General features: G+C 58.6%; 22 protein-coding genes and 2 pseudogenes. 17 read left to right on the top strand and 7 right to left on the bottom strand.

Annotated features, from left to right (window positions below; all coding sequences use genetic code 11):
- The first annotated feature begins 258 nt into the window (after positions 1-258).
- From DELCS14_RS15470 to DELCS14_RS30000, 7 genes and pseudogenes are all read left to right on the top strand, one after another.
- Entirely contained in the window at positions 259-2,559 is a 2,301-nt protein-coding gene (locus DELCS14_RS15470; RefSeq protein ID WP_157158277.1) for a PBP1A family penicillin-binding protein, read from the top strand.
- An 18-nt stretch (positions 2,560-2,577) separates the two neighbouring features.
- Entirely contained in the window at positions 2,578-3,813 is a 1,236-nt protein-coding gene (locus DELCS14_RS30015; RefSeq protein WP_083829091.1) for a D-alanyl-D-alanine carboxypeptidase family protein, read from the top strand.
- A gap of 76 nt (positions 3,814-3,889) precedes the next feature.
- Positions 3,890-5,617: a penicillin-binding protein 2 gene (locus tag DELCS14_RS15460; protein ID WP_013802483.1), complete on the top strand. Its 1,728-nt coding sequence runs from the start codon at positions 3,890-3,892 to the stop codon at positions 5,615-5,617.
- Between the two features lie 192 nt (positions 5,618-5,809).
- Positions 5,810-6,754 (top strand): IPTL-CTERM sorting domain-containing protein, encoded by a 945-nt coding sequence (locus tag DELCS14_RS30010; RefSeq protein ID WP_157158276.1) that lies wholly within the window; start codon positions 5,810-5,812, stop codon positions 6,752-6,754.
- Between the two features lie 79 nt (positions 6,755-6,833).
- Entirely contained in the window at positions 6,834-7,664 is an 831-nt protein-coding gene (locus DELCS14_RS30005; RefSeq protein WP_013802481.1) for an EAL domain-containing protein, read from the top strand.
- A 347-nt stretch (positions 7,665-8,011) separates the two neighbouring features.
- A complete protein-coding gene (locus tag DELCS14_RS29530) occupies positions 8,012-8,275 on the top strand; it encodes an H-NS family nucleoid-associated regulatory protein (RefSeq protein ID WP_013802480.1) in 264 nt (87 codons plus the stop codon).
- 48 nt (positions 8,276-8,323) lie between these two features.
- Positions 8,324-9,065: pseudogene (locus DELCS14_RS30000) on the top strand (IS5 family transposase).
- A gap of 91 nt (positions 9,066-9,156) precedes the next feature.
- Here DELCS14_RS30000 and DELCS14_RS15450 read toward each other — a convergent pair.
- Positions 9,157-10,428 (bottom strand): IS256 family transposase, encoded by a 1,272-nt coding sequence (locus DELCS14_RS15450; RefSeq protein WP_013801385.1) that lies wholly within the window; start codon positions 10,426-10,428, stop codon positions 9,157-9,159.
- Between the two features lie 57 nt (positions 10,429-10,485).
- Positions 10,486-11,235 (bottom strand): annotated as a pseudogene (locus DELCS14_RS15445) (FAD-dependent monooxygenase); the annotation flags it as partial.
- 204 nt (positions 11,236-11,439) lie between these two features.
- On the opposite strand from DELCS14_RS15445, the gene DELCS14_RS15440 reads away from it, so the two are divergent.
- From DELCS14_RS15440 to DELCS14_RS15410, 7 genes are all read left to right on the top strand, one after another.
- A complete protein-coding gene (locus DELCS14_RS15440) occupies positions 11,440-11,976 on the top strand; it encodes a MarR family winged helix-turn-helix transcriptional regulator (protein ID WP_013802477.1) in 537 nt (178 codons plus the stop codon).
- 14 nt (positions 11,977-11,990) lie between these two features.
- A complete protein-coding gene (locus tag DELCS14_RS15435) occupies positions 11,991-12,893 on the top strand; it encodes a LysR family transcriptional regulator (RefSeq protein ID WP_013802476.1) in 903 nt (300 codons plus the stop codon).
- 66 nt (positions 12,894-12,959) lie between these two features.
- Positions 12,960-13,238: a type II toxin-antitoxin system RelE/ParE family toxin gene (locus DELCS14_RS15430; protein WP_013802475.1), complete on the top strand. Its 279-nt coding sequence runs from the start codon at positions 12,960-12,962 to the stop codon at positions 13,236-13,238.
- Between the two features lie 12 nt (positions 13,239-13,250).
- A complete protein-coding gene (locus tag DELCS14_RS15425) occupies positions 13,251-13,553 on the top strand; it encodes a HigA family addiction module antitoxin (protein WP_013802474.1) in 303 nt (100 codons plus the stop codon).
- Positions 13,554-13,667: 114 nt separating this feature from the next.
- On the top strand, positions 13,668-14,708 hold the full coding sequence (locus DELCS14_RS15420; RefSeq protein ID WP_013802473.1) for a patatin-like phospholipase family protein: 1,041 nt from the start codon (positions 13,668-13,670) through the stop codon (positions 14,706-14,708).
- Positions 14,709-14,859: 151 nt separating this feature from the next.
- On the top strand, positions 14,860-15,333 hold the full coding sequence (locus DELCS14_RS15415) for a hypothetical protein (protein ID WP_013802472.1): 474 nt from the start codon (positions 14,860-14,862) through the stop codon (positions 15,331-15,333).
- Entirely contained in the window at positions 15,330-16,382 is a 1,053-nt protein-coding gene (locus tag DELCS14_RS15410) for a hypothetical protein (protein WP_013802471.1), read from the top strand. The genes DELCS14_RS15415 and DELCS14_RS15410 overlap by 4 nt, the downstream gene beginning before the upstream one ends.
- Positions 16,383-16,474: 92 nt before the next feature.
- Here DELCS14_RS15410 and glyA read toward each other — a convergent pair whose 3' ends face one another.
- From glyA to DELCS14_RS15390, 4 genes are read right to left on the bottom strand one after another with little or no spacing between them, the layout of a single operon-like run.
- The gene (glyA, locus tag DELCS14_RS15405; protein WP_013802470.1) at positions 16,475-17,749 is read right to left on the bottom strand and encodes a serine hydroxymethyltransferase; all 1,275 of its coding nucleotides are present in this window, start codon (positions 17,747-17,749) and stop codon (positions 16,475-16,477) included.
- A gap of 46 nt (positions 17,750-17,795) precedes the next feature.
- Positions 17,796-19,034 carry an aspartate aminotransferase family protein gene (locus DELCS14_RS15400; protein ID WP_013802469.1) on the bottom strand — a complete coding sequence of 413 codons (1,239 nt, stop codon included), beginning with the start codon at positions 19,032-19,034 and terminating at the stop codon, positions 17,796-17,798.
- Between the two features lie 57 nt (positions 19,035-19,091).
- Positions 19,092-19,943, bottom strand: coding sequence for a YggS family pyridoxal phosphate-dependent enzyme (locus DELCS14_RS15395; protein WP_013802468.1), 852 nt, complete (start codon positions 19,941-19,943; stop codon positions 19,092-19,094).
- 4 nt (positions 19,944-19,947) lie between these two features.
- Positions 19,948-21,204 carry a benzoate/H(+) symporter BenE family transporter gene (locus tag DELCS14_RS15390; protein WP_013802467.1) on the bottom strand — a complete coding sequence of 419 codons (1,257 nt, stop codon included), beginning with the start codon at positions 21,202-21,204 and terminating at the stop codon, positions 19,948-19,950.
- A 191-nt stretch (positions 21,205-21,395) separates the two neighbouring features.
- Between DELCS14_RS15390 and DELCS14_RS15385 the strand changes: the two genes are divergently transcribed.
- Positions 21,396-22,910 (top strand): PLP-dependent aminotransferase family protein, encoded by a 1,515-nt coding sequence (locus tag DELCS14_RS15385; RefSeq protein WP_013802466.1) that lies wholly within the window; start codon positions 21,396-21,398, stop codon positions 22,908-22,910.
- Positions 22,911-22,940: 30 nt separating this feature from the next.
- On the opposite strand, the gene DELCS14_RS15380 is transcribed toward DELCS14_RS15385, so the two are convergent.
- Positions 22,941-24,221, bottom strand: coding sequence for a serine hydroxymethyltransferase (locus tag DELCS14_RS15380; RefSeq protein ID WP_170962038.1), 1,281 nt, complete (start codon positions 24,219-24,221; stop codon positions 22,941-22,943).
- 482 nt (positions 24,222-24,703) lie between these two features.
- On the opposite strand from DELCS14_RS15380, the gene DELCS14_RS15375 reads away from it, so the two are divergent.
- A complete protein-coding gene (locus tag DELCS14_RS15375; protein WP_012205541.1) occupies positions 24,704-25,666 on the top strand; it encodes a diiron oxygenase in 963 nt (320 codons plus the stop codon).
- Positions 25,663-26,742 carry a 2Fe-2S iron-sulfur cluster-binding protein gene (locus DELCS14_RS15370; RefSeq protein WP_013802464.1) on the top strand — a complete coding sequence of 360 codons (1,080 nt, stop codon included), beginning with the start codon at positions 25,663-25,665 and terminating at the stop codon, positions 26,740-26,742. The genes DELCS14_RS15375 and DELCS14_RS15370 overlap by 4 nt, the downstream gene beginning before the upstream one ends.
- Positions 26,743-26,787: the final 45 nt, after the last annotated feature.

Below are 26,787 nucleotides of genomic sequence, written 5' to 3'. Positions count from 1 at the left end.
ATTTCAGAAGATGCGAATGGCAATGCGTGCCGGCCACCGCCCACAAGACATCCACTGATTTAGAAGATCGACATTCACACGGGAAAACCATCTGCGTTTGCACTGGTTAAATTCGTCGTGTCGGTTCGATGATTTGATCTTGATAGATCATTAATTTTTGATTTTTGGGCTTTAAATAAAACCACTGGATTCAATGTGGCGGTTAATGCTGCTTGATAGATTTATAGCCTCAAAAATCAATAGAGCTAGGTGCCAATGATGGTTGCAGATCAAACAAAAAACACTAGATATAAAAGTACTGGTTATTCCGCAATTCGTACTGTCCTGGCTTTTTTTTGCGGATTTTTTATTTGTTTCGTACCAGTGATAATTTATGTTGCAAATGAAATAGAAAAAACTCTGCCAGATGTGGCTAACCTTTTTCACCATCGACCCGCCCAACCTCTAAGAATTTACGCAGCTAGTGAGGAACTGCTGGCTGAATATGGCGAAGAACGTCGTGAGATAGTCTCAATTAGAGAGTTTCCTCGGGCTCTGAAAAATGCAATTATCTCAATAGAGGATGCAAAATTTTACCATCACAGAGGCGTGGATTATTCTGGAGTATTTAGAGCGGTAGTCAGAAATATTGCTAGCCAAGAAAATTCCCAGGGAGCCAGCACGATCACCATGCAAGTAGCTCGCAATATGTTTCTTTCCAAGGAAAAGAGCTATATAAGAAAAATTGCAGAGATCATGTTGGCGTTCAAGATTGAAGCACTTTTCTCTAAAGATCAAATACTTGAAATCTACGTAAACGAAATCTTTCTGGGTGAGAGATCCTATGGGTTCGCAGCCGCAGCATCAACTTATTTCAATAAGAGTTTGAGTGAGTTGAGCATTTCAGAATCCGCCGTGCTAGCTGGCCTCCCTAAGGCTCCATCAGCTTTTAACCCAGTCGCAAACTATCAACGAGCAATGATTAGGAAGAACTATATTCTAGAAAGAATGAAGGAGCTTAATTATTTGAATCAAGAAGAGTTTCTTCAAGCTATTTCAGAAGAAGTAAAAATTACAAAGAGGGCTAACACCAGGGATTCCTCTGTGCAATTTGCAGTCGAAGAAGCGCGCAAAATGATCTACGAACACTATGGGGAAAGCACATATAAGGAAGGTTTTGATGTCGAACTAACAATAGATACACGCCTACAAAAGGCTGCTCATACGGAATTAAGAGATGGGCTGATGCGCTTGCAAAAAATTCGCGGATGGGAGGGCGTGGAGGGAAGATTTAATGTCGAAGAAAAAGTACTGGACAAAAAAAATATAGAAAAATTTCTCATTAACTTCCCAGATAGTGGCGTATTCAAAGCGGCCGTTATCACCGAAGTATTACCCAACGGAATTGTCAAGGCAATGTTCAGAAATGGTGAGGTGATTACATTATTTTCTGAGTCAGGTGCATATTCCGTCTTGGAACTGACAAAAAGTTCTATTTCACGTAAACGACGAATTGAAAAAGGAACGGTGGTACGTGTAAAACAGCACGCCCAAAATAAATGGGTGCTTAGTCAGAAGCCACATATGGAAGGTGCCATGATTGCAATGGATATGCAAAGTGGGAATATTCTTGCAATGACTGGGGGATTTGATTTTTCTCTCAACAACTTTAATCATGTCACTCAAGCTCAAAGACAAACTGGCTCCACATTCAAACCGTTTGTGTATGGTGCAGCTATCGAAAAAGGATTCTTTCCCGGATTCATCGTGGATGACACACGTCGAGTAGTCAAGCCGGCGCAGCGAGGTAGCGCATCCTGGGCTCCAAGAAATTATGCAAACAACTATGAAGGTGATATCACCATTCGACGCGCATTTATTAGGTCGAAAAATGTGGCAACAGTGAATGTGATGGAAGCCGCAGGTGAGGACTATGTCCGTAACAAGGCTCTATCTTTTGGTTTTATTCCCGATTTTCATCCTCCTGGGCTTCCTCTAGCTCTGGGGGCCGGTTTGACGTCTCCAATGCATCTTACACAAGCCTTTTCTGTGTTTGGGAACAATGGAGCGATGGTGTCCCCTATATTAATCAAGTCCATCAGGCAGCGTAATGGTGATTTATTGTATAAGGCACCGGATGTTAGCGTTAGGCATCAGGTAATTTCGGAAAGAAATGCCTTTATTGTCGATTCCTTACTTAGAGATGTTGTGCGCAGCGGAACAGCCAGGCAGGCTCTTAGATTGGGAAGAGAGGATGTCGCAGGAAAAACAGGTACATCCAACAGATCCAAGGATCTCTGGTTTTCGGGTTACGCCGGAGGAATCGCGGCGACCACTTGGATTGGTTATGACGATCCAAAGAGCTTAGGTGCTGTCACTGGCGGAACAATCGCATTGCCGGTCTGGATCAAATTCATGGAGCAAGCATTGAGCGGTAGGCCTGAAATACAAGTAACCGTTCCACCAGAAGTTTCTCTTATTGGCGGAGATTATATTTACACAGAATTTCTCGAGAAAAGGATATGTTCGAATTCTATGTCGAATTATGTTCGATCTCCCTATTCTTGCGATATTAAGTAAATAGGAATCCAGTTGAGTATGAAAATGGTTGCAGTTACCCAAATTTTGCCAAAAGTATATCTGTATCTAACAATTTGTTGTGCTACTTTGTTCAATAGCGAGCATGTCTTTGCACAGATTAGTAGATCAATTCCTCTGGATGCTAAAAGCTATGTGCTAATTGACGCTTATACACACCAGGTCATCGCTGAAAATAATGCGAACGATCCAGTACATCCTGCTTCGCTAACCAAATTGATGACGGCTTATCTGGCATTTGACGCAGTCAAGCACCGTCGTATATCGCTCGATCAGCGTCTGCCAGTCTCAAAGCGTGCTTGGGATGAGCGGCTGGGAAACGGTACGTTGATGTTTTTGGCCATGGGAATGTCTCCTACTATGGATGAGTTATTAAGCGGGTTAATAGTTCAATCTGGTAACGACGCAGCTGTTGTACTGGCGGAAGCAATTGGCGGGTCAGTGGAGGGCTTTGTTCAAATGATGAATTACAAAGCAAAAGAGTGGGATTTGAAAAATACGAATTTTGCTAATTCGACTGGATTGACAAATGAAAATCACAAAATGAGTGCAATGGATGCGGCAAAAATAATGAGTCAAATTCTGAAGGATCATCCAAAACTGTTTCATTCATATTTTTCATTAAAAGAATATACGTTTAATGGAATTAGGCAATTGAATAGAAATGCATTATTGGATATTGATCATGGTTTTGATGGCGGAAAAACTGGATATACAGATGCTGCTGGGTATTGCCTCGCTACAACCTCGCATCGCGAAGATGAAAATGGGCATGACCGCAGACTTATCAGCATTGTCATGGGCGCCACATCTAAGGATTCACGGAAGCTTGAAACACTCAAACTCGTGAACTGGGGGTTCAGTGCTTTCAGGTGGGAGGTCCTTTTTGAGAAAGATCGTGTAGTCAAATCAGTGCGAGTGTGGCAAGGAGACATCTTAAATGTAGAACTTGTCGTAGATCGAGATGTGTCCATTGCTGTGCCAAAAGAAACAGATAGAAAAAATTTGGTCATTGATTTCGAAGTGGATGAGCCGTTAACTGCGCCTCTTGAGAAAGGCCAGCAGGCAGGATGGGTAAAAATAATGACCAGAGACGGTGTTTTTATAAGCCGACATCCTTTATTGGTTTCTCGGGAAATTATTAAAGGTAGCTATCCAAAAAGACTTTTTCATGCATTTATCATCCATTCGAAAAATCTAGTAAACCAATTTCTAGGGTTATTTTCAAAGATATAGCGAAAATGTTAGATGCATTTCTATGTTTTACATCTAGGTCAACTACGAATATCTGCTGAATTTAGGTTTATCGAAATTGGTGAAATCTGTAACATATTCGAATAGTCCCCTATTGGCGACAAGGACTCCTGTGTGGCGCAGCAAGCTCATCATGATTATCTTCTTCTTAGGATTTACTATTATTTGCTTTCGTGCCATTTGGGTGCAGTTTATTGGCAACGATTTCTTCTTACATCAAGGTGACATTCGATACACAAGAACAGTAAATCATCTTCCTATGCGTGGAAATATCCTAGATAGGGATGGTCGAGTTCTGGCATCAAGTGCACCGGCCAAAAGTATATGGGCCGATCGTAAACAAGCAAAACCTAGCCAAGAAGAATTGCAAGTGCTGGCTGCTCTTTTGGAAATAGATTCCAAGGATCTGGAAAAGAGACTGTCGAATGTTCGTGCAGGAAATTTCGTATGGCTAAAACGCCACATTGATTTTTCCCTGGCTGAAAAAATTGCATCCTTAAAGATTAAAGGAATATACGAGAGATTGGAGCATAAGCGCCATTACCCACTCGGCGCAGCAATATCCCAAGTAGTTGGTTTTTCAAATGTGGAAGGACGAGGCCAGGAGGGAATTGAACTAAATTTTGAAAGCGAGCTAAGTGGATTTCCAGGACTTAGACGCGTACTCAAAGACAGGCTTGGCAAAGTGATCGCCGAAGTGGGTGAGGAAGTCGCTCCTATTAACGGTTCCGATATTCAATTGTCTATTGACAGCACCATCCAGCATTACACATATCAAAAAATTAGCGAAGCAGTCATAAAAAACAAAGCGACATCCGGCAGTGCTGTCGTTTTGGATGCAATGACTGGCGAAGTTCTAGCTTTGGCTAATTATCCTAGTTTCGACCCTTTGGACAGAAACCATTCGTCCTTTGCCAACTCAAGAAACACTGCCGTTGTTGATAGTTTTGAGCCCGGATCCGCTATCAAACCTTTGGCAATGGGGGCCGCCTTGCAGCTAAAAAAACTGACGCCGCTAACCACTTTCGATACACGCCCCGGCGTTCTTAACTACCAGGGAAGCCGGATATCCGATGTGGGTAATTTCGGTGTTCTAACAGCTAGAGAGGTCATTGCTAAATCAAGCAACATAGGGATGGTAAAAGTTGCGGATCTTATGAAGCCCGAAGAAATGTGGCATATGTACAGTCTCCTCGGCATCGGGCGTAAGCCAGAAATCGAGTTTCCTGGCGCGTCAGGTGGAAGGCTTAGGCATTGGCACAACTGGCGCCCTGTAGAGCAGGCAACGATGGCTTATGGATATGGCCTTTCCATGTCATTGCTTCAATTGGCTACGGCATATACAGCTATTGCTGGTGATGGTCGGCTACGCCCTGCTTATTTATTAAAGAACTCAAAGCCACCTGAGAGCGTTAGAGTTTTCTCTGAAGAAGTTGCAGAGGAGCTGCGAAACATGATTTGGCTTTCTGGAGGGGCTGGACGAAAAAATGCGCGTGCCAACACTGAGGGCTACTCGGTTGGTGGGAAATCAGGGACGACAAGGAAGCTTATTGATGGCGTCTATCAACGCGGGTCTTATCGTTCTTGGTTTGTCGGAATGTCCCCAATTTCGAACTCATATTCAAAAATTATTGTTGCTGTAATGATTGATGAGCCCAGGGCGGGAAAATACTATGGAAGTGCCGTGGCTGCTCCGATATTTAACTCTGTAATTTCAGAAAGCTTGAGATTAATGGGCTATCAACCTGACACAATCATTGAAAGGGGAAAGCAGAATTCAGATTAATCTCTTGTAGCTCTATTTTTAATCAATTCCCCATTGTGTTTATTCACATAGATAACTTACTGATATCGAATTATGTCTAATTGCAAGAATATTTGTCTCAAAATTACGTCGCCCCTGCTCCTTCTATTTCTTGGAAGTGCTCAGGCCACTGAGTATGTATATGTCGGTCAGCCGTACCATTCACATGTAATCTTGGTCAAAATTGTTAACGGCATACCCGTTCCAACATATGCTCCAATTCCACAGCCATTTAGTTCTGGAATGAGGGCTACGGCGAGAATTGTTACAAAAAAAAGGCTGCCTTCAAATCTAGATCAATTCACGGATATTGGGCCGAATGGACTTAACTTAATTGAAGAGTCAAGTTTCAACAACGGAATCCGCACCATCACTAATACAGATCCTGCCCTTCAATTTAGCGCACCTGGTTCCGGTCGAGGTTCGTCATCCGTCATTACTGATAATGATGGGAATATTGTGAATTATGAGTTTGCTTTTGTGACAAAAAATCCTTCATTACCGCTTTATGATATTTTTACAATTGTAGGCCCTTTTTCATCACCAATTGCTCAGGATGTGGGGACAACAATGATGTTTAACGCAAAATGCCCCAGTGATACGGTTTATGGGAAGAACTGTGAAATTCCAGAGATCTATGAAGATCCTGACTCCTACGGGTTAATCACTTGGGGTACCGGAAAATGGTACAGCTTTGAAAATGAAAATGAAAATGAGAATGTAATGCTGACTCTGGATAAAGGACAAGAGCACTCCATTGATCTAATTTCTGGAAAAAAAATCAATGGGAAGTCCATAACTCTTGGCTCGACCGGAAACGCCATTATTTCAACTACGAGTACATTGCCTGCAGAAATTTTCTTCAATACGGAGGCAGGATCTCTCAACGTGTCATCAAAACTTTCGCCTGGCAATTACACTATTTCTTACAAGCTTTGTGACTCTAAATCTGAAATTGCATGTGCTTCATATAATTTGAAAATTTTATTGAAGAATGATCTGAACCCTGTGCCTGGTAAAACACATGCAGTGCCTACGTTGAGCCATATTTCCTTAATTGGATTGTCAACGCTAATGGTTACATTTTTTGGTATTCGTGGTTTTCGCAGGAGGACGTAATTTCTAATTTTCGTAAGAAAAGTTCATCCAATGAATAATTTCGATCGGGCTATGTGAGTCGTCATCAAGAAAGAAATTAATGCTTTCCGAAAATTGTTCTCAAAAGTTCATAAAAGTATCATCTCAGCTAAGAATTTCAACTGACCTACGGGATGCATTAAAGAACTCTAAAATAGATGTTTATTACCAACCTAAAATTCAAGTCCAAACAGGACAGATCATTGGTTTTGAAGCATTGGCACGATGGGTGCATCCATCACTTGGGAATATTCCACCAGAGGTTTTTATTCGTATTGCAGAGCAAACAGGGCAAATTAAGGAGTTAACAAGCTTCGTCTTACAGTCCGTGGCTACTCAGCAGCAAGCTTGGTCTGATTTAGGATTGTCATTTCCAATATCCATTAATGTATCGGCAGCAGTTTTTCTGGAGCCATTATTTGTGGAGTCATTTCTTCAGTTTTTCAAAACTCACCATCTTTCTCCAAATTGTTATGACCTGGAGATAACTGAAACTGCTTTTGTTGCATTTCCTGAGAGGCTTACGGAGGCTATTCGATTAATAAGAAGCAGCGGGTTCAGAATTTACATAGATGATTTCGGTGTTGGTTTTTCATCGTTTAGTAGACTCAGCTCACTTCCAGTAGATGGTCTAAAAATAGACAAAACCTTTCTTCGCAATGCCCATCAGCATAGAAATGCATTTTTAGTATTGGAGTCGATTATTAGCCTTTCTAAAAAACTGAGGATTGAAAGCGTGATGGAAGGCGTAGAAACAGAGCAGGATCTATTGTTTCTTCAAACCATTGGTTGTGATGCTGCACAGGGTTTTTTGATAAGTGCACCAATGGATTCTGGCGAGGCTGTCCGCTGGTTGCAGCGTCGCAAGAATCTTTCATGGCATAGCATTTAGAAAGTGATCAGATTTAACATGTTATATTTACAAGCCGGAAGCATTAAGCTCAAAAAAATACACCATAAGGTTTTCTTTTCCATTTTCTTTATTCTTTCAATGTGTTCCTGTGCAAATAGAATGGAACAAAGATTAGCGGAGTGCGAGGCCTATGGCGTGAGCAGGGATACGTGTTACAAGGCCGAGAGAGACGATGCGAGGAGTTATCAAGAACAGTCGCACATCAGATACGACAGGGCCCTCAAGGCAGCGGAAGAAGTTAGATTAAGAAGAAAGGCTAAATAGATTTAGTATCGCAATGATGTTGAATTTCTATCTCATAAACAGATTTTATACGACAAATGCAAATGACAGATGACTACGAGACACTACTTAGGAAAAAGGCGGAGATTGAAGCTTCTATTGCTGAAATTCTGAAATCAGAGAAAAACAAGTCTATTGCCAGTGCGAGAAATCTGATCGAGTTATTTCAATTGAAGCCAGCGGACGTTTTTGCTTCTAATGCGCGCAAGTCGCAAGATGCGGGACATGGAGCAAAGTCTCGCGATCCAACGCCAGGATCAACACGGCCTGGTAGAGGGAAACCACCTGATTTGATTAAGAACTGCTAAAACTACTCCATCAGAGGTGACCTCAAAGCAGTTACGCTGGCTGCCCTCATGGCACGACGTCCCGTAAGCAAAGAACCGTGGCGACAGCTGCAACCCCTCATCCCAGCCTTCGTGCCTTCTGCCAAAGGCGGTGCGCGCAAACTCGCAGTCAGCGATGAGCCGCCCTCAACGGCATCCTGTTCGTGCTGCAAACAGGCATTCCCTGGGAAGACTTCCCCAATTTCTTGGGTACGGCAGCGGCATGACCTGCTGGCGGCGCCTGCGCGACTGGAATGCTGCTGGTGTCTGGGAGCAGTTGCACCAGGCCATGCTGACTCGCTTGCGTGGACATGACCAAATCGATTGGAGCCGGGCCAGCATTGATGGCTCCTCGGTACCAAGCCCCCAGGGGCCAGGAAACGGGACCCAACCCAACGGACAGAGGCAAGCTCGGCTCCAAGCGACACATCGTTGTAGATGCCAGAGGCATTCCTCTGGTGATCTTGTTCAGCGGTGTGAACAGGCACGTAAAAGACCGGCCAAGATGCACGCCGACAAAGACTACGACTTCAAGCGATGCCGAGCCCACTTGAGGCAGGGGTGCATCATTGGCCGGATTGCCAGACGAGGCATTGAGAGCAACGAGCGGCTGGGCAAACACCGGTGGGTGGTGGAGAGCACGCACAGCTGGTTTGCAGGCTTTGGCAAGTTGCGAATCCGCTTTGAAAGACGACTGGATATCCACGAAGCGCTGCTAAAACTGGCAGCGGCGATCATCTGTGCACGCTTCGTGGATCGGGGGCCTGTCTGAATTTTTGTGTGCAAGGCTCTCATTGACTTGCCCTGGTCAGCCGGAGTTGCATGAGACAACGACGGATACCTGGGCAAGTGGAGACTGCATCTTAAGCAGTCCTCCTGGTGAAGCGGTCCTCGTAGAGGATCGCGAACTGGTTCATTGCCTCCTTCCAATCCTTGGCCGCGCGGCCCCAGTCAGCCGTGATGTTGCGCAGGGCCAGCCAGATCAGCTTGGTGGCCGCGTCATCGCTGGGGAAGTGCCCGCGCGTCTTGATGATCTTGCGCAGCCTCGCGTTGATGCTCTCAATGGCGTTGGTGGTGTAGACCACGCGGCGCACGGCTGGCGGGAAGGCGAAGAAGGGGATCACCTTGTCCCAGGCCCGACGCCAGGCCGCCACCACGGTGGGGAACTTGTGACCCCAAGGGCCTTGCTCAAAGGCCTCCAGCTCGGCTTGTGCCGCCTCAGCACTGGGCGCCGTGTAGATGGGTCGGATGGCCTGCGCAAGCAGCTTGCGATCCTTCCAGCTCGCGTAGTCCAGGCTGTTGCGGATCAGGTGCACGATGCAGGTCTGCAGCGTGGTGGCCGGGAAAACCGCCCCCAACGCCTCGGCCATGCCCTTGAGACCATCGGTGACAGCAATGAGGATGTCGTTGACGCCCCGGGTCTTCAGGTCGTTGAAGACCTTCATCCAGAACTTGGCCCCCTCGGTGCCTTCGATCCACAGGCCCAGGATGTCGCGGCTGCCATCGGGCAGCACGCCCAGGGCCAGGTAGATGGCCTTGTTGCGCACCACCGCGTCCTCTCGGATCTTCACGCGCAGCGCGTCGAAGAACACCACCGGGTACATCGGTTCAAGCGGGCGGGCCTGCCAGGCGGTGACCTCGGCCATGACGGCGTCGGTGACCGAGCTGATGAACTCGGCCGAGACCTCTGTGCCGTAGCTCTCCAGCAAGAAGCCCTGGATCTCGCGCATGGTCATGCCGCGCGCGTACATGGCCACGATCTTGTCGTCAAAGCCGGTGAAGCGTCGCTCGTGCTTGGGGATGAGCACTGGCTCGAAGCTGCCAGCGCGGTCACGCGGCACCTCGATGCGCAGCGGGCCGTCGTCGGTGAGCACCGTTTTGCCCGTGCTGCCGTTGCGGTGGTTGGCCCCGGCCTCGGGCTTGGCACCCCCGGGGGCATAGCCCAGGTGATGGCTGAGCTCAGCGCCCAGCGCACGCTCGATCAGCGCCTTCTTGAAGGCCACCGTCGCGGCGTTGACCGCCTCGCCCGTCATCGGCCCGGTCACGAACTGGTCAATCAGTTCCTTGGGAATGGGCGGCAGCTTCGCCGCCGCAGCAGCGCTGGCCGCCGCCTTCTTCGTCGTCTTGCTTGGCATACATGCTCCTGATCGTCATGCTATGCCTCGCACACAAAATTCGGGACAGGCTCCTTGGCGGCTGCCTTCGCGCACGCCCCATTCCTCCTGCTCGCGGCTGTGGAAGGTGACGACCACGTTGTATTGCTCGCCGCCGCGTAGCGGGTAGTGCACCAGGTGGTAGTTGGGGCCGACCCAGATGCTGGCCGCGTTCCAGCGCAGGTCCTCGGGGAAGTCGTTCTTCTCCACCACGGCGCGGTACACCACGTGGCCGGAGACACGCGCCGCATCACCCACGTACTGCTGGCGTACCACGGACTTCACGCCGTCGGCGCCGATCAGCGCCTGGCCCACATGGACCTGGCCGTGCTGATCGCGCACGGTGACGGTGTCGCCCTCCTGCTGCACGGCTTCGATGCGGGTGCCTGTCAGCGTCTCGATATGGCCGTGGGCGCGTGCGCCTTCAAGCAGCGAGGTGTGGATGTCGGCGCGGTGGATCACCGCATACGGGTTGTCGAAGCGGGCGCGAAACGCTTCGCCCGTGGGAATGCGGCCGACCAGTCTTTCATCGAGCGCGTCGTGCATCACCATCTCGTCGGTATAGACCGCGCGGCCACGGGCCAGCTCGCCAATGCCCAGCGCGTCGAAGGCCGCGAATGCGTTGGGCCCCAGTTGTATGCCGGCGCCGATCTCGCCCAGCTGCGGCGCCTGCTCCAGCACCTTGACGGCGAATCCCTGGCGCGCCAGGGCCAGCGCGGCCGCCACGCCGCCAATGCCGCCGCCCGCCACAAGAACGGGCAGCGCCCGGGAAGAAATGCTGGTGCTCATGGATGTCCTGTGCTTCGTGGTGCGTGTCGCCCGCCTGCGGGGCAACTGCGTCGCGAGTAATTAAACAGTATGCTGATGATGAGTGTAGTGTTGATTTGCATCAGGCCAACCTGGGGTTTCCCTGGATGCAGGCAAAACGACGGCGGACAGCGTGTCCGGGTGAATCACCTGTCTGCCAGCCAACGCCAACGGAGGGTGCGGTTCATGCGAACATCTGCGCTTGCCCGCAGGGACACGGAAAAGAGCGCAATGGCCATGGACTACCAACCCGCAGAACTAGAAAACTACCCCGGCTACCACATCCGCCGCCTGCAGCAGATCGCGGTGGCCGTCTTCATGGAGGAGACCCAGGAATTCGGCGTGACCCCCGTGCAGTACGCGGCGCTGTCGGCCGTGCTGCGCCAGCCCGGCGTGGACCAGCGCACGCTGGCGCGGATGATCGGCTTCGATACCTCGACCATTGGCAGCGTCATCGACCGGCTGGAGGCGCGCGGCCTCATGGTGCGCAACACCAGCCCGGCCGACCGGCGCGTGCGCCTGCTGTCGGTCACCGCAGAAGGCGCCGCGCTGCTGGCCGCTGCCGAACCCTCGGTGCTGCGGGCCCAGCAGCGCATGCTGGAGCCGCTGCCGCAGGAGCAGCGGGGCCTGTTCATGGACATGATGGCCGTCCTGGTGCGGCAAAACGACGAGCTGGCGCGTGCGCCCAGCACGCTGGCCGCGCGCCGCGCCGCTGCCGACTGAGGCGGCCTCGACCCATGGATTGGGACCATCTGAGATTCTTTGGCGAGCTGGCGCGCAGCGGCAGCATGGCCGCCGCCGCGCGGCAACTGGGCGTGGAGCACACCACGGTGTCGCGCCGCATCCAGGCCCTGGAAAAGCAGCTGGGGGCCGTGCTCTTCGAGCGCGAAGCGGGCCAATGGCGGCCCACGGAGGCGGGCCGACAGCTGCTGGGCGTGGCAGACGCCATGCAGCGCGCCGCCGCCGGGCTGGAGCGCATGCCGCTGGCGGCGGAATCCACCAGCCAGGGCCCGTCCGGCCTGGTGCGCGTGGGCGCCACCGAGGGCTTCGGCACCCAGCTGCTGGCTCCGCAGCTGGCCGCGCTGACGCAGCGCCATCCGCTGCTGAGCATCGACCTGCTGGCCCTGCCGCGCCTGCTGCACCTGTCGCGGCGCGAGGCCGACATCGTCATCTCGCTGGAGCGTCCCACGCGCGGCTCGGCCGTGGTCACCAAGCTCACGGACTACCGGCTCTTCCTCTACGGCCAGCGCGAATACCTTGCGCGCCGCCCGCTGGTGGCGCGCACCGAGGACCTGCGCCACCACAGCTTCATCCACTATGTTGACGACCTGCTGTTCACGCGCGAGCTGCAGCTGCTGTCCACCCTGTTCCAGCCCGAGCGCTTTGCCTTTCGCAGCACCAGCATCACCGCCCAGTACGAGGCCGTGCGCGCCGGCGCCGGCCTGGCCGTGCTGCCCGCCTTCATCGCCGACCGCGACCCCGTGCTCAGCCGCGTCCTGCCCGCCGAGGCCTGCTTCACCCGCACCTTCTGGATGAGCATGCCCTCGGATGCCCGGCAGGTTCAGCGCATCGAGGCGGTCTGGGGGTTTCTGAGGGAGGCTGTGCAGGGGATGCGGGAACTGCTCAGTCCCCGGAGTTGATGCAAGAGGGCCTAACTGCAGGCGGGGTAAGCATCAGCTAATAACGGGAGTCGTTATTATTGATCCATGATCCTCGATTTCAGATGTGCAGACACCCAGGCATTGATGCTTGGCAAGCGCGTTGCGCGGTTCGCCAACCTGGAGGCCGCTGCCATGCGCAAGCTGGTGCAGCTGAACGCAGCGACCTCCCTGGAGTTCCTGCGCATTCCGCCAGGCAACAGACTGGAGGCTCTGCAAGGAAGCCGCAGGGGCCAGTACAGCATTCGGATCAATGAGCAATGGCGCCTTTGCTTCGTCTGGGCAGATGGCCATGCCAGCCAGGTCGAGATCGTGGATTACCACTGAAAGGACTACAACATGACCCGCGAAGTCAAATGGCCGCACCCAGGAGAAATCCTGATGCAGGAGTGGCTCGAACCCATGGGCCTGAGCCAGTACGCGTTGGCAAAGGCCATCGATGTGCCGCCCCGGCGCATCAACGAGATCGTGAAGGGCATGCGCGGCATCACGGCGGATACGGCGCTGCGCCTGGCGGTCTTCTTTGGCACGGACGCGCAAAGCTGGCTCAACCTGCAGTCCGACTACGACCTTGCCGAAGCCCGCGATGCCATGGCGGACGTGCTGGCGCGAATCCAGCGGTTTGAGCCCTCGCATCCCTGAGCGACCCCAGGGCGCACTTTGCCGTCCGCAGCATGATGCGTCTCCGGCGGTGGTTTGCCCCTGCCGCTATACTGCCCGCCCCGAATCTCGTCATCCGACAGCAGGATCCCTGGCATGCGCCTGAAAGCCCTTTTGCGTCCACTGGTGTACCTGAGCCTGGCGGGGCTGGCCGCTTGCGGCAGCAACCCGCCCAGCCCCTCGGCGGCCACGCCCGAGTCCACGCCCACCGCGCCGGGCACACCCGTGGCGCCCATCAGGATCGGTCTGGCCCTGGGCGGCGGGGCCGTGAAGGGCTTTGCCCATATCGGCGTCATCAAGATGCTGGAAGCCAATGGCCTTGCGCCTGCGGTGGTGTCCGGCACCAGCGCGGGCAGTGTGGTGGGGGCGCTGTATGCGAGCGGCATGAACGCCTTCGAGCTGCAGGAAAAGGCCGTTGCGCTGGATGAGACCAGGATCCGCGACCTGCAGCTGTCCTCGGGCGGCCTGCTGGTGGGGCAGAAGCTGGAAGACTATGTGAACGAACAGGTGGGCCGCAAGCCGCTGGAGCAGCTGGCCAAGCCCTTCGTGGCCGTGTCCACGCGGCTGGAAGACGGCGAGCGCACCGTGTTCGCGCGCGGCAATACGGGGCAGGCGGTGCGTGCCTCCAGCAGCATTCCGGGTGTGTTCCAGCCCGTGGCCATCGGCAAGTTCCACTTCGTCGATGGCGGCATCACCAGCCCCGTGCCCGTGGACGCCGCGCGCCAGCTGGGCGCCGATCTGGTGATTGCCGTGGACATCTCCAACAAGGCCCGTGGCAAGGCGCCCGAGAACATGCTGGGCGCCCTGGGCCAGTCCATTGCCATCATGGGCCAGAAGCTGGGCCAGGCCGAGCTGGCCCGCGCCGACATCACCATCCGCCCCAAGGTGCTGGACATCGGCCCGGCCGACTTCACCCAGCGCGCCAGCGCCATTCTTGAGGGCGAAAAGGCTGCCGTGGCCGCCATGCCCCAGATCCGCGAGCGCATCGCCCAGCTGCAGGCCGAGCGCGCCAAGGCCGCGAAGCTGGCCCAGCAAAAGGCGGCCGAAGCCCAGCACCAAGCCTGCCTGGACCAGCGCTCGCGCATGCAGAAGCTGGCGGAGATGGCGGGGATGGACGGCGCCTGCGCCAGTCCTTGACGGGGTTCAAGGCAGTGCGGAGCATGCCGGTGTCATGACGAATGAAAAGAATGGGCTTCGACTGGTGAAGCCATGCAGATCGCGGGCATGTGTAACGACATAATGCAGGCTTCCGTTCCGTGTCCTTTCTTCACTGATACAAGCCGCCGCCATGGAAATAGTGCCGCAAGCGAGCCAGTCAAACAGCGAACCTGATGATCACGACAAGGGTGCAATACCCAATGAGGCGAAATTCTTTCAGAACACCAAACGCACTGAACGCGCCTTGCTTCAAAAAATCGAGGGTTTGAACGTTTCCGCTGATGCGAAGGCCATCCTGGCCAATCTGCTGCGCTTGTCATCGCAGGTCGGACGCCGACTGGTGCGCATCGGGCGGAAGATTCTTGATCTCATCTTTCTTACGTTAGACCAGTTCCCCACCTTGGCATTCGCCACAGCGGTTGCCTTGGTGGTCGGTGCATTGTTGAGCGCAGTACCGCTGATAGGAACATTACTTGGAGCGTTGTTGAGCCCGCTGGGGATTGCATTGGGCATTGCCTACGGAGCCAAGAAAGAGATGGATTCTCCAGATCTGCAAGACAGGATTCGCCTGTTTGTTGCGCAATTCAAAGCGGCGCTGGCATGAAGCAAATCCACGAAATTTCCAGCGAAAATTTCACTCTGGACGGTGTGGAGCAGGTTGTTGCCGAGCCGCTGCGGTTCAAGGCAAAGTTGGCGATTGGAGAGAATGCCTATCGCTCTTTGCGAATGGTCAACCGGGGCCGTGAGCTGTGGGATGTTCTGGGGGCTGCTGGAACTGGCGCGGCAGTCGCCAAGTCGAGTCTGGTGGCTTCAACATTCTTTGCGCCATCTGGGCTATTGGGCGCAATCGGTATTGGAACCGCTGCCACACCGCTTGGGTGGGTCGCTTTTGCTGCATTGGCCTCGGGAGGAGCTTGCTATGGGCTCTATCGCATGTTTGCCAACAGCCGTGGATCTCGGGTCATTGAGATCCCCAAATTCCTGAATACGCCTCTCGATGTGCTTGCCTTGTCGTTGTTCGACCTGATTGCACCGCTTGCCCTACGAATTGCTGCTGTAGGCGGAAAAATCGACCAGGAACAGCGCAGCGTGCTGGTGGAGCATTTGGTGGAAGAGTGGGGGTTTGACCCGAATTTCGTCGGTCAGGCCGTCCCGCTGCTGGAAAGCCAACTTGGACAGGGTCAGCCGCAGGACGTTGCCCAAGAGCTTGCCACCTTCCTCCACGCCAACCCGGACTGCAATCATGTGGCGATCGCTGCCGATCTGGGTGACTTTCTAAGGTCTCTGCTGGAGACTGGCAAACCACTTTCAGAGTCTGAACACACGTTGCTGAATGCCTGCATTGCCACGCTTTCGCAAGTTCCGGAGGGGGTGATGTCCAAGGCTTGGGCTCAGGCCCGCCTCCGGGCTGCACAAGTTGCCGACGGCGTCGGCGGTACGCTGAGGGAAGCCAGCAAGAATTTGCCCAGCATGGAAGAGTTGCGTGATGCTGCCGATTCGACAGTTAACCAGGTCCGGCAATCTGCCCTGCGAGTGGGTACGTTGGCCAGCCAGGTTTTGCCAGAGCCCGCGCAGTTGAAGGAGGCGGCAAGACGATCACTTGCGCTGGGCAAAGCAGGCGTGGACAGGATCAAAAACCGCCTTTCCCGGTAGTTGCTGTCCTTGCTGTGGTTCTACCTCTTGCCTGGACGTAGCTTGGAGTCCCTGCGCTGTTGTCTGTGCCGAGAGCGATTCATGTCCGTAGTTCATTCATACACCGGATACCGACGGCACAGCTCCGTCACCTGATCGCGCACCTGCGCCGCCACCTTGGCAAAGCGGGCGCCTTCCTGCGCGTCCAGCGCATCGAGCACATCGCACAGCCAGCCGGCCAGCTGTTCGCACTGCGCCTGGCCGAAGCCGCGCGTGGTGACGGCGGGCGTGCCTATGCGCAGGCCCGAGGTCACGAAGGGCGAGCGCGGGTCGTTGGGCACGGTGTTTTTGTTGGTGGTGATGTGCGCCTCGCTGAGCGCGGCGTCGGCATCCTTGCCGGTGTAGCTGCGGTCGGACAGGTCGATCAGCATCAGGTGGTTGTCCGTGCCGCCCGAGACGATGCGGTAGCCGCGCTGCTGGATCACGGCGGCCATGGCGCGGGCGTTGGCCAGCACCTGGCGCTGGTAGGCCTTGAAGCCGGGCTGCAGCGCCTCCTTGAAGGCGACGGCCTTGGCGGCGATCACATGCATCAGCGGCCCGCCCTGCACGCCGGGGAACACGGCCGAGCTCAGGCGGCGGTTGAAGGTTTCGTCCTGTCCCTTGGACAGGATCAGGCCGCCGCGCGGGCCGCGCAGCGTCTTGTGCGTGGTGCTGGTGACCACATGCGCGTGGGGCAGTGGGCTGGGGTATTCGCCCGCAGCCACCAGGCCTGCGACATGGGCCATGTCCACCCAGAACACGGCGCCCACCTTGTCGGCAATGGCGCGCATGCGGGCCCAGTCCTTGTGGCGCGAGTAGGCAGAGAAGCCGCCGATGAGCATGCGGGGCCGGTGCTCCAGGGCGATGCGCTCCATCTCGTCGTAGTCGATCAGGCCCGTGGCGGGGTCCAGGCCGTAGGGGACGATGCGGTAGTGGCGGCCCGAGAAGTTGGACGGGTTGCCATGCGTCAGGTGGCCGCCCTGGGCCAGGTTCATGCCCATGACGGTGTCGCCGGGCTGGGCCAGCGCCAGGAACACGGCGGCATTGGCCTGGGCGCCGGCATGGGGCTGCACGTTGGCGTAGTCGCAGTCGAACAGCGCCATGGCGCGTTCCACGGCCAGGCGCTCTGCCACGTCCACGTTCTCGCAGCCGCTGTAGTAGCGCTTGCCGGGGTAGCCCTCGGCGTACTTGTTGGTGAAGACCGAGTTCTGCACCGCCATCACCAGCGGGCTGGCGTAGTTTTCGGAGGCGATGAGTTCCACATGGTCTTCCTGGCGGCGTTTCTCGCTCTGGATGGCCTTGGCCAGCTGCAGGTCGAAGTCGGCCAGGGTCAGGGATGCGTCGTACATGGGTGAGTGGTTCCTGTGTCGGGGCAAGGGCTGGGGGAATCGATGGTCATGCAGCTGCCAGCTGGCCTGACGCGGGTGCGCCTGCCTGCGCGGCGCTGGCCGACTCCAGCAGGCAGGCCAGGCGGGCGACGATGTCGTCGATCTGGCGCTCGTCGCAGATCAGCGGGGGCAGCAGGCGGATGGTGGATTCGCGCGTCACCGTGATCAGCAGGCGCTGCTGGGCCAGCGCGCGGCCCACCAGGTCCTGGCAGTTGCGGTTCAGCTCGATGCCCACCATCAGGCCCTGGCCGCGCACGGCCAGCACGTCGGGGTGGCCGTGCAACGCCTGCTGCAGGCCGTTGAGCAGGCGCCGGCCCAGTTGCCTGGCGTGGCCGGGGATGTCCTCGCTCTCCATGATGTCCAGCACCGTGCAGCCCACGCGGCAGGCCAGCGGGTTGCCGCCGAAGGTGGAGCCATGCTGGCCGGGCGAGATCAGGTCGGCCGCAGGCCCGCGCGCCAGGCAGGCGCCGATCGGAATGCCGTTGCCCAGGGCCTTGGCCAGGGTCATCACATCGGGGGCGATGCCCGCGTGCTGGTGGCCGAACCAGGCGCCGGTGCGTCCCAGGCCGGTCTGGATCTCGTCCAGCATCAGCAGCCAGCCGTGCCGGTCGCACAGGCTGCGCAGCTGGCGCAGGTAGTCGGGGCTTGCCAGGCGGATGCCGCCTTCGCCCTGCACGGGCTCGATCAGCACGGCCACGATGTCGCCATGCTGGGCGGCGGCGTGGTGCACGGCCGCGATGTCGTCATAGGGCACGCGCACGAAGCCCGGCATCAGCGGCTCGAAGCCGCGCTGCTTGGCCGGGTTGCCGGTGGCCGACAGCGTGGCCAGCGTGCGGCCGTGAAAGCCGTTGTCCATCACCAGGATCTGCGGCCGCGCCACCTGCCTGCGGTGGCCGTGCAGGCGCGCCAGCTTGAGCGCGGCCTCGTTGGCCTCGGCGCCGGAGTTGCAGAAGAAGGCGGTCTCCATGCCGGCCAGGGTGCACAGGCGCTGGCCCAGGCGTTCCTGCCAGTCGATGCGGAACACGTTGGAGGTGTGCAGCAGCAGGCCGGCCTGCTCGGCGATCACGGCGGCGATCTCCGGATGGGCGTGGCCCAGGGCGGTCACGGCCACGCCGGCAATGGCGTCCAGGTATTCGGTGCCGTGCTCGTCCCACAGCCGGGCTCCACGGCCACGAACGAAGGACACGGGCTGGCGGGCATAGGCCTTCATCAGGCGGGAATCAAGGGGTTGCATGGCTTTTTGCATGTCAAGGTCCTCAAGCGGGGTCAGAGTTGAATCGAAAAGGGGGGCGAGGGGGCGCGTTCATGGCAGTGCCAGGGCGGCAGGATCGGGGCTGCCTGCGGGCCAGTAAAAGCTGTCCGGCTGGGCGCGGGCGCCGAAGATGGCCTGGCCCACGCGCACCACGGTGGCGCCTTCCTCGATGGCGATCTCGAAGTCGCCGGACATGCCCATGGACAGCTCGTCCAGCGAGATGCCCGCCGGCGCGCTCTGGCGCAACTGGTCGCGCAGGCGGCGCAGCAGCACGAAGCACTGGCGCACGCGCTCGGCCTCGCTGGAGAACAGGGCCAGCGTCATCAGGCCACGCACGCGCAGCGCACTGAAGGCGGGCAGGGCCTGGACAAATCCCTGCACCTCGTCGGGCGGCAGGCCGTACTTGCTGGCCTCGCCCGAGGTGTTGACCTGCACGAACACGTCCAGCGCCCGGCCTTCGGCCTGCAGGCGGCGGTCCAGCGCCTCGGCCACGCGCAGGTTGTCCAGCGCCTGGAACTCGCTGGCAAAGCGTGCCACCAGCCTGGCCTTGTTGGTCTGCAGGTGGCCGATGACGGACCACTGCAGATCGGCCAGGTCCTGCATGGCCTCCCACTTGCCGAAGGCTTCCTGCACCTTGTTCTCGCCCAGCATGCGGCAGCCCGCCGCGTGGGCCAGGCGCAGGCTGGACTCGGGCTTGGTCTTGCTCACGGGCAGCAGGCGCACGCTGGCCGGGTCGCGCCCCGCGCGGCGGCAGGCAGCGGCCATGCGCGCGTGCACGGTGGCCAGGTTGTGCCGGAAATCGTCCACCGTCTCGGCCTGGGGGTAGCGGCCGTGCTGGTCGTGGCGGGTCAGGGTGTCGGCGGCTTGGGCGGTGCCGCCGGTGGTGTCTTGTGTCGCAAACATGGTTTCAGCTCCTTTTGATGGCGGCATCGGCGGCGGGCACGTTGCCGGTGCCCGCCTCGCTGCGGGCGGCCCGGCGCGGCCACTGGCCGTTGAGCACGGCATGGGCCACCAGGCCGATGACCAGGCCCCAGAAGGCGCCGCCTATGCCCAGCATGGAAATATTGGCTGCGGCGGCCAGGAAGGTGATCAGCGAGGCCTCGCGGGTTTTGGCGTCGGCCAGCGCATTGGCCAGGCTGCCGCCGATGGTGCCCAGCAGCGCCAGGCCCGCCAGCGTGGTGATGAAGGTGGCCGGAAACGCCATGAACACGGCCGCCAGCGTGACGCCGAACACGCCCACCAGGATGTAGAACACGCCCGCAGCGATGCCCGCGATCCAGCGCCTGGACGGCTCTTCATGCGCCTCCTTGCCCGTGCAGATGGCGGCCGTGATGGCGGCGATGTTGAAGGCGTGCGAGCCGAACGGCGCCATCAGCAGCGAGCCCAGGCCCGTCAGCGTGACGATGGGGTTGGCGCTGGTCTTGAAGCCGTCGTTGCGCAGCACCAGCATGCCGGGCATGTACTGGCCGGTCAGCGTGATCAGGAACAGCGGCAGAGCCACGCTGAGCAAGGCGTTGAGCGTGAATTCCGGCCGCGTGAACACGGGCGCGGCAAAGCGCAGCTGCAGCCCGGACAGGTCCACACGGTCCTGCGCCAGCAGGAACGCCAGGCCCAGCGCCAGGATGCCTACCACCGCATAGCGCGCCGTGAGCCGCTTGAGCAGAACGTAGGCCACGATCAGCAGGCCGGCCAGCAGCGGGTCCACGCTCATGCCGCCAAAGGCCTTGATGCCGAACTGCAGCAGGATGCCCGCCAGCAGGCCCGAGGCCACGCCGGGCGGAATCAGCCGGATCACGCGCTCGAACCAGCCCGACAGTCCCAGCACTACGAAGGCCGCGGCCGACACCACATAGGCGCCCACGGCCTCGGCATACGGCGTGGTGGCCAGGGCCGTCACCAGGAAGGCGGCGGCCGGCGTGGACCAGGCCGTGATGATGGGCTCGCGCGAGAGCCAGCTGAGCACCAGCCCGGTGACGCCCACGCCAATCGAAATCGACCACACCCACGAAGCCGTGAGTTCCGGGCTCAGGCCGGCCACCTTGGCGGCCTGGAACACCAGGATGAAGGTGCCGCCGTAGTTGACGATGACCGAGATCAGCCCGGCCACCACGGGGTGGATGAGGTCGCTGAAGCTAAGGGGTGAGTGTGTGTCTGATGAAGGCATGGTCTTCTCGTTTTCCTTGGGGGTTGGATTCCTGGCTGTCTGGGGAAAGGGGTATTTGAGCGTCGAAGTGGACTGAATGATCCATACACTTCGCTCTCTTGTTGCAGACCACTTTGCAATGGGCGCGCAGCATTTGCGTCAGTACAATGGCCTGCCCAAGAGGTGCAATGAGATGAAAGGCAGCAGACCGCATGAGCAAGACCTTCGAGCTTGAGACACTGAAGATCCGCATGGGAGATGCCGACCTGCGCCAGCTGGACCTGCACCAGCGGGTGCAGCGCGCCATGCGTGCGCTCATCCTGGATGGGGCGCTGCTGCCGGGCCTGAAGCTGCCGGCCACGCGCTCGCTGGCCGACTCGCTGGGCATTGCCCGCGACACGGTGGAGAACGCCTACACCCAGCTGCACCGAGACGGCTTCATCGTGCGGCGCCAGGGATCGGGCAGCTATGTCTCCGAGACCATCGGCACCGAGCTGCGGGGCCGGGCGGCGCGGCGCGGCCGGTCGCCCGAGCACGAGCGCAGCGCCCAGGTGGCCGCAGCGGGCAGGGCCGGTGCCGGCCTGAGCCGGCGCGGCCAGGCCATTGTTGACGGCGGCGGCATCGCCGACCAGCAGACCATTCGGGCCTTTGCCACCGGCCTGCCCGAGACGCGCACCTTTCCCACCGATGTCTGGGAGCGGCTGCAGCGCCAGGCGCTCAAGGACTACCGCGCCAGCGTCCTGCTGCACGGCGACCCGCAGGGCGCCGAGCCGCTGCGCAAGGCCATTGCCACCTACCTCAACCTGGAGCGCGGTGCCAAGGTGGACGCCGGGCAGATCGTGGTGCTCAGCAGCACGCGGCAGGCGCTGTTCCTGTGCGCGCAGCTGCTGGTGGATGCGGGCCGGCCCATCCTGCTGGAGAACCCGGGCTACTTCGGCGCCCGCAAGGCCTTCGAGTCGGCCGAGGCCAAGGTCCTGCCCATCGACGTGGACGCGCAAGGCATTCGCACGGACCTGCTGCATGCCGACCGCAGCGGCGCCACCTGCGTCTACGTGACGCCGTCGCACCAGTACCCCACGGGCGTCACCATGCAGCTGGAGCGGCGGCTGGACCTGATCCGCTGGGCCTTCGAGAGCGGGCGCTGGATCATCGAGGACGACTACGACAGCGAATTCCACTACGACGGCATGCCCACCGCCTGCGTGCAAGGCCTGGACAAGCACGCGCGCACCATCTACATCGGCACCTTCGGCAAGACCCTGTACCCGGGCCTGCGCATGGGCTACATGGCCTTGCCGCAGGAGCTGGTGCGCGCCTTTGTCCAGGCGCGCAGCATCATGGACGGGCACACGCCCCAGATCCAGCAGCTGACGCTGGCGCGCTTCATGGAAGACGGCCACTACAACTCCCACGTGCGGGCCATGCGCAAGCTGTATGCGGGGCGGCGCGAGGTCATCCTCGAATCCATAGGCAGGCACCTGGCCGGCATCGTCACCGCGCCACGGCCCCAGGGCGGCATGCAGGTGCCCTGCCTGCTGGAGCCCGGCTGGTCCGAGGAAGACACCATCCGCCGAGCCGCCGCGGCCGGCGTGCTGCTGCAGGGGCTCAGCCGCCTGTACGCGGGCGAGCAGCGGCAACCGGGCTGGCTGCTGGGCTATGCCTCGCTCACGGCCTACGAGATCGAGGCCGCCGTGCTGCGCCTGGCCAACGCGCTGCGAAAACCCTGACAGGTTGGGAGACGCCGGACGCTGCATGCCTCAATAGGGCAGGGGAAAGCGCCCGGTCAGGTCGGACACGCCTTCGTGGATGGACTTGAGCGTGCGCGCGTTCATGGTGCCGCTGCGTATGCCGCCCAGCGTGGCAAGAATCATGTCGCCAATCTCGCGGAACTCGTCGGCGCCCATGCCGCGCGTGGTGCAGGCCGCGCTGCCCACGCGGATGCCCGAGGTCACCAGCGGCCGCGCGCCGTCGCCGGGCACGGCGTTCTTGTTGACCGTGATGCCGATCTGCTCCAGCGCCGTTTCGGCGGCCTTGCCCGTCAGCTCCCAGGGGCGCAGGTCGATCACGCCCAGATGGCAGTCCGTGCCTGCGGACACCACGGACAGTCCGCCCTGCGAAAGCCGGTCGCACAGCACGCGGGCGTTGTCCACCACGGCCCGCGCATAGGTACGGAAGGCGGGCTTGAGCGCCTCGCCCAGCGCCACCGCCTTGGCCGCCACCACATGCATCAGCGGGCCGGACTGCAGGCCCGGAAACACGGCGGCGTCTATGCGCCTGGCGATCTCGGCGTCGGCCGAGAGGATCATGCCGCCGCGCGGCCCGCGCAGCGTCTTGTGCGTGGTGGTCGTGGTCACATGGGCGTGCTCCACGGGGGAGGGGAACACGCCTGCGGCCACCAGCCCAGCCACGTGCGCGATGTCGGCCATGAAGATGGCGCCCACCCGGTCGGCAATGCGCCGGAACTCGGCCCAGTCCATCTGCCGTGAATAGGCCGAGCCACCGGCAATGATGAGCCTGGGCCGCTCCTTCAGCGCAATGCGCCGCACCTGGTCCATGTCGATGCGCTGGGAGCGGGCGTCCACCTCGTAGCTGATGGACTGGAACCACTTGCCCGACACGCTCACGCGGGAGCCGTGCGTCAGGTGGCCGCCCGAGCGCAGGTCCAGCCCCATGATCTTGTCGCCGGGCTCCAGGAACGCCAGGTACACGCCCTGGTTGGCCTGGCTGCCCGAGTGCGGCTGCACGTTGGCGTGCGCGCAGCCGAACAGCGCCTTGGCACGCGCAATGGCCAGGTTCTCCACGGCATCGGCATTGGCGCAGCCGCCGTAGTAGCGCACGCCCGGGTAGCCCTCGGCGTATTTGTTGGTCAGCACCGAGCCCTGCGCCTCCATCACCGCGCGGCTCACGAAGTTTTCAGAGGCAATCAATTCAATCGAGCGTGACTGGCGAATCCGCTCGGCCGCGATGGCATCCCAGGCCTCGCTGTCTGCCTGTTGAAGATCCAGTGAATTGATTTTGGGGAGCGATAAATCGTCCATGTCGCATTGGCTGTCTTGGAGGCGCTGAAGCACGGGAATCGGCAGCGTCCGGGTTATGGAAGGATTTGAAAACCAGGGCGCATCGGTAATAGGCAGTCTACAAAGTGCAGCGGCCTTGATTCCGACCATGTTTCAGCGGGTGAGCAGACCAATTAAGGTGGCATGCCAATGTAAACCGTTGAAAAAAGCGGTCTGGTTCATTGTCGAAAATAGGTCTGTTTGAATCCACGCTGTCTCCATAGAATTCGCCGCCAGACGTTGAAAGTCATGAGATCCAATACCGCCAGGAATCATCCGCAATCTGCTGTCGGGCAGATTGATTCAAGGCGGAATATGACAGAGTGAAGAAATCCATGACAACGTATCTGCCATCTGCAGCGTCATTTGAATCGCCATTGATGATTGCGGCGGATGGAGAAAGCGGGGGAGGGAATAGGCGATTTGACTCAGATCAATCAAGTTCAATTACACGGAGTTGAAAAATGAATCTCGATATCTCTCGGACAGATGACGCCGTGCGCGATGCGCTCAAAAAGCTGTCCCTGCTCTGGAAGTCAAGAGCGGCCGTGAATCAGGACCTGCCTGATTACTGCGGCTTGGCGTTCGACCCCGCCCGGCAGGACTTCACCGCCTCGCTGCTGCCGTTTCGCGATCACCAGGCATGGGTGGAGGCGCCACAGCACCTGCGCGACCAATGCCTGTCCTACGCCTGGGGCATCTACAACCTCAAGACCATCTACATCGAGTGCAACGTGGTCACGCCGGCCTGCGAGGACATCATCAAGACCCCGCCGCCCAGCGCCAACCGGGCGCTGCTGCAGGACGTCATGTCCCAGGCCCTGCTGGACGAGGCCCTGCACACCCGCATGTCCATCATGGCCTGCAACTACATCTATGAGATGCGCGGCCTGGCGCCGCTGGACTACGCGGACTTCAACCTCGTCGGCTGGCGCAACGGCGTGCTGGCGCAGTGCGGCGCGGAATGGGAGCGCCGCCTGGCCCGCTTCGCCATTGCCTGCGCCAGCGAGACCCTGATCACCGACTACCTCAAGACCATGGCCGAGGACCGCTCCATCCAGCCCATCTGCCACGAGGTCACGCGCACCCACGCCGTGGACGAATGGAGCCATTCCAGCGTCTTCAGCTCGGTGGCCACCGACATCGTCCAGGGCCTGAGCAACCGCGAGCGCAGCTACCTGCGCTCCATCATCCTCAAGACCGTGCAGATGTTCGCCAACAACGAGCTGGGCGCCTGGTCCACCGTCTTCACCATGGTCGGCATGCCGCATGCGCGCGACATCCTGCACGACGTGGGCGACAGCAACGAGATCGGCGTCTACACCGACTCGGTGCAAAGCCTGATCGACCGCATCGGCCTGGCGGGCCGCAACCTGGGCGGCAGCGTGGCGCTGGTGTCCTCGGTCCTCGAGGAGATGCAGGCATGAGCGCCGCCCTCCAGGCAGGCAGCACGCTGGCGCGCTGCGCCGCGGCACGGGCAGAGGCGGGCGGCGTCATGGTCTACACCCTGCGCGTGCAGGGCGCCTCGGCGCAGTTCCTCGGCGGCCTGCGGCCCGGCCGGCATGTGGCCATCGAGCATGCCGACGCCAGTGGCGCCGTGCAGCAGCGGCTGTACTCCATCACCCGCTACGAGCCCTGCAGCGAGCACGACGGCGCCGGCCAGTTCGACATTGCCGTCAAAAGCTCGGGCCGGGGCAGCGTCTCCGACCACATGCATGCAGTGCTGCGCGCAGGCTCCACGCTGCCGCTCGGCCACGTGGCCGGTGACATCACGGCCGACCTGGTGCTGGGCCTGGACTCCCTGGTCATGCTGGCCGGCGGCATCGGCCTGACCCTGCCGCTGGCGCTGCTGCGCGAACTGGATCGGCTGCAGCAGCAGGGCCAGCGCGTGCCCCGCACCACGCTGCTGCTGTGCTTTGCGCGCATGGCTGACATTCCGTTCCTGCAGGAGCTGCAGCAGCTGTGCGAAACGGCCCCCTGGTTCGACCTGCGTATCCACATCACGCGTGAAGACATTGCCGCCCACGGGCCCTTCGTGCCGGGCCGCCCCTCGCAGCAGTCCCTGCTGGCGCTGGGCCAGCCCCAGGCGGTGGTCATCTGCGGCGGCCACGCCTTTGCGCAGACCTTTCGCGAGCATGCGCGGGCCTGCTTTCCCGGTGCCATACAGCACATCGAGGCCTTCACGCCGCCTGCCGCATCCACCGCCCAGCCAGGCGAGACCGCGCAGGCATGCCAGCTGCAGATCGCGCACAGCGGGCAGATTGTCGAAGCCGCGTCCGGCAAAAGCCTGCTGGAAATCCTGGAGGGCGTGGGCATTGCCATCCGCAGCCAGTGCCGGGCCGGCATCTGCGGCAGCTGCCGCATCCGCATCACGGGAGGCAGTTCACGGCTGGAGGCGGACTTTTGCCTCAGCGACAGGGAAAAGGAAGCCGGCTATGCCTTGGCCTGCTGCACCTTCCCCTCGGCAGGCCATATCCACGTCGATCTCAAGCCCGGCGCCTGACGGGCTCCGCACGTTCCAAGCCACCCTCCTGTATCCACCTGAGTT

Source organism: Delftia sp. Cs1-4, assembly GCF_000214395.1.
Taxonomy (GTDB): Bacteria; Pseudomonadota; Gammaproteobacteria; order Burkholderiales; family Burkholderiaceae_C; genus Comamonas; species Comamonas acidovorans.
Note: the sequence above shows the minus strand (reverse complement) of the source record. Positions and strands in the feature narration are given on the sequence as shown.

Coding starts and splice junctions, on each gene's coding strand:
- DELCS14_RS15380 (WP_170962038.1), bottom strand. CDS start 24,221: ATGGACGATTTATCGCTCCCCAAAATCAATTCACTGGATCTTCAACAG.
- DELCS14_RS15425 (WP_013802474.1), top strand. CDS start 13,251: ATGACCCGCGAAGTCAAATGGCCGCACCCAGGAGAAATCCTGATGCAG.
- DELCS14_RS15390 (WP_013802467.1), bottom strand. CDS start 21,204: ATGCCTTCATCAGACACACACTCACCCCTTAGCTTCAGCGACCTCATC.
- DELCS14_RS15470 (WP_157158277.1), top strand. CDS start 259: ATGGTTGCAGATCAAACAAAAAACACTAGATATAAAAGTACTGGTTAT.
- DELCS14_RS15450 (WP_013801385.1), bottom strand. CDS start 10,428: ATGCCAAGCAAGACGACGAAGAAGGCGGCGGCCAGCGCTGCTGCGGCG.
- DELCS14_RS15420 (WP_013802473.1), top strand. CDS start 13,668: ATGCGCCTGAAAGCCCTTTTGCGTCCACTGGTGTACCTGAGCCTGGCG.
- DELCS14_RS15375 (WP_012205541.1), top strand. CDS start 24,704: ATGAATCTCGATATCTCTCGGACAGATGACGCCGTGCGCGATGCGCTC.
- DELCS14_RS15415 (WP_013802472.1), top strand. CDS start 14,860: ATGGAAATAGTGCCGCAAGCGAGCCAGTCAAACAGCGAACCTGATGAT.
- DELCS14_RS30015 (WP_083829091.1), top strand. CDS start 2,578: ATGAAAATGGTTGCAGTTACCCAAATTTTGCCAAAAGTATATCTGTAT.
- DELCS14_RS29530 (WP_013802480.1), top strand. CDS start 8,012: ATGACAGATGACTACGAGACACTACTTAGGAAAAAGGCGGAGATTGAA.
- DELCS14_RS15410 (WP_013802471.1), top strand. CDS start 15,330: ATGAAGCAAATCCACGAAATTTCCAGCGAAAATTTCACTCTGGACGGT.
- DELCS14_RS15385 (WP_013802466.1), top strand. CDS start 21,396: ATGAGCAAGACCTTCGAGCTTGAGACACTGAAGATCCGCATGGGAGAT.
- DELCS14_RS15395 (WP_013802468.1), bottom strand. CDS start 19,943: ATGTTTGCGACACAAGACACCACCGGCGGCACCGCCCAAGCCGCCGAC.
- DELCS14_RS15370 (WP_013802464.1), top strand. CDS start 25,663: ATGAGCGCCGCCCTCCAGGCAGGCAGCACGCTGGCGCGCTGCGCCGCG.
- DELCS14_RS15435 (WP_013802476.1), top strand. CDS start 11,991: ATGGATTGGGACCATCTGAGATTCTTTGGCGAGCTGGCGCGCAGCGGC.
- DELCS14_RS15430 (WP_013802475.1), top strand. CDS start 12,960: ATGATCCTCGATTTCAGATGTGCAGACACCCAGGCATTGATGCTTGGC.
- DELCS14_RS30005 (WP_013802481.1), top strand. CDS start 6,834: ATGCTTTCCGAAAATTGTTCTCAAAAGTTCATAAAAGTATCATCTCAG.
- DELCS14_RS15440 (WP_013802477.1), top strand. CDS start 11,440: ATGCGAACATCTGCGCTTGCCCGCAGGGACACGGAAAAGAGCGCAATG.
- glyA (WP_013802470.1), bottom strand. CDS start 17,749: ATGTACGACGCATCCCTGACCCTGGCCGACTTCGACCTGCAGCTGGCC.
- DELCS14_RS15400 (WP_013802469.1), bottom strand. CDS start 19,034: ATGCAAAAAGCCATGCAACCCCTTGATTCCCGCCTGATGAAGGCCTAT.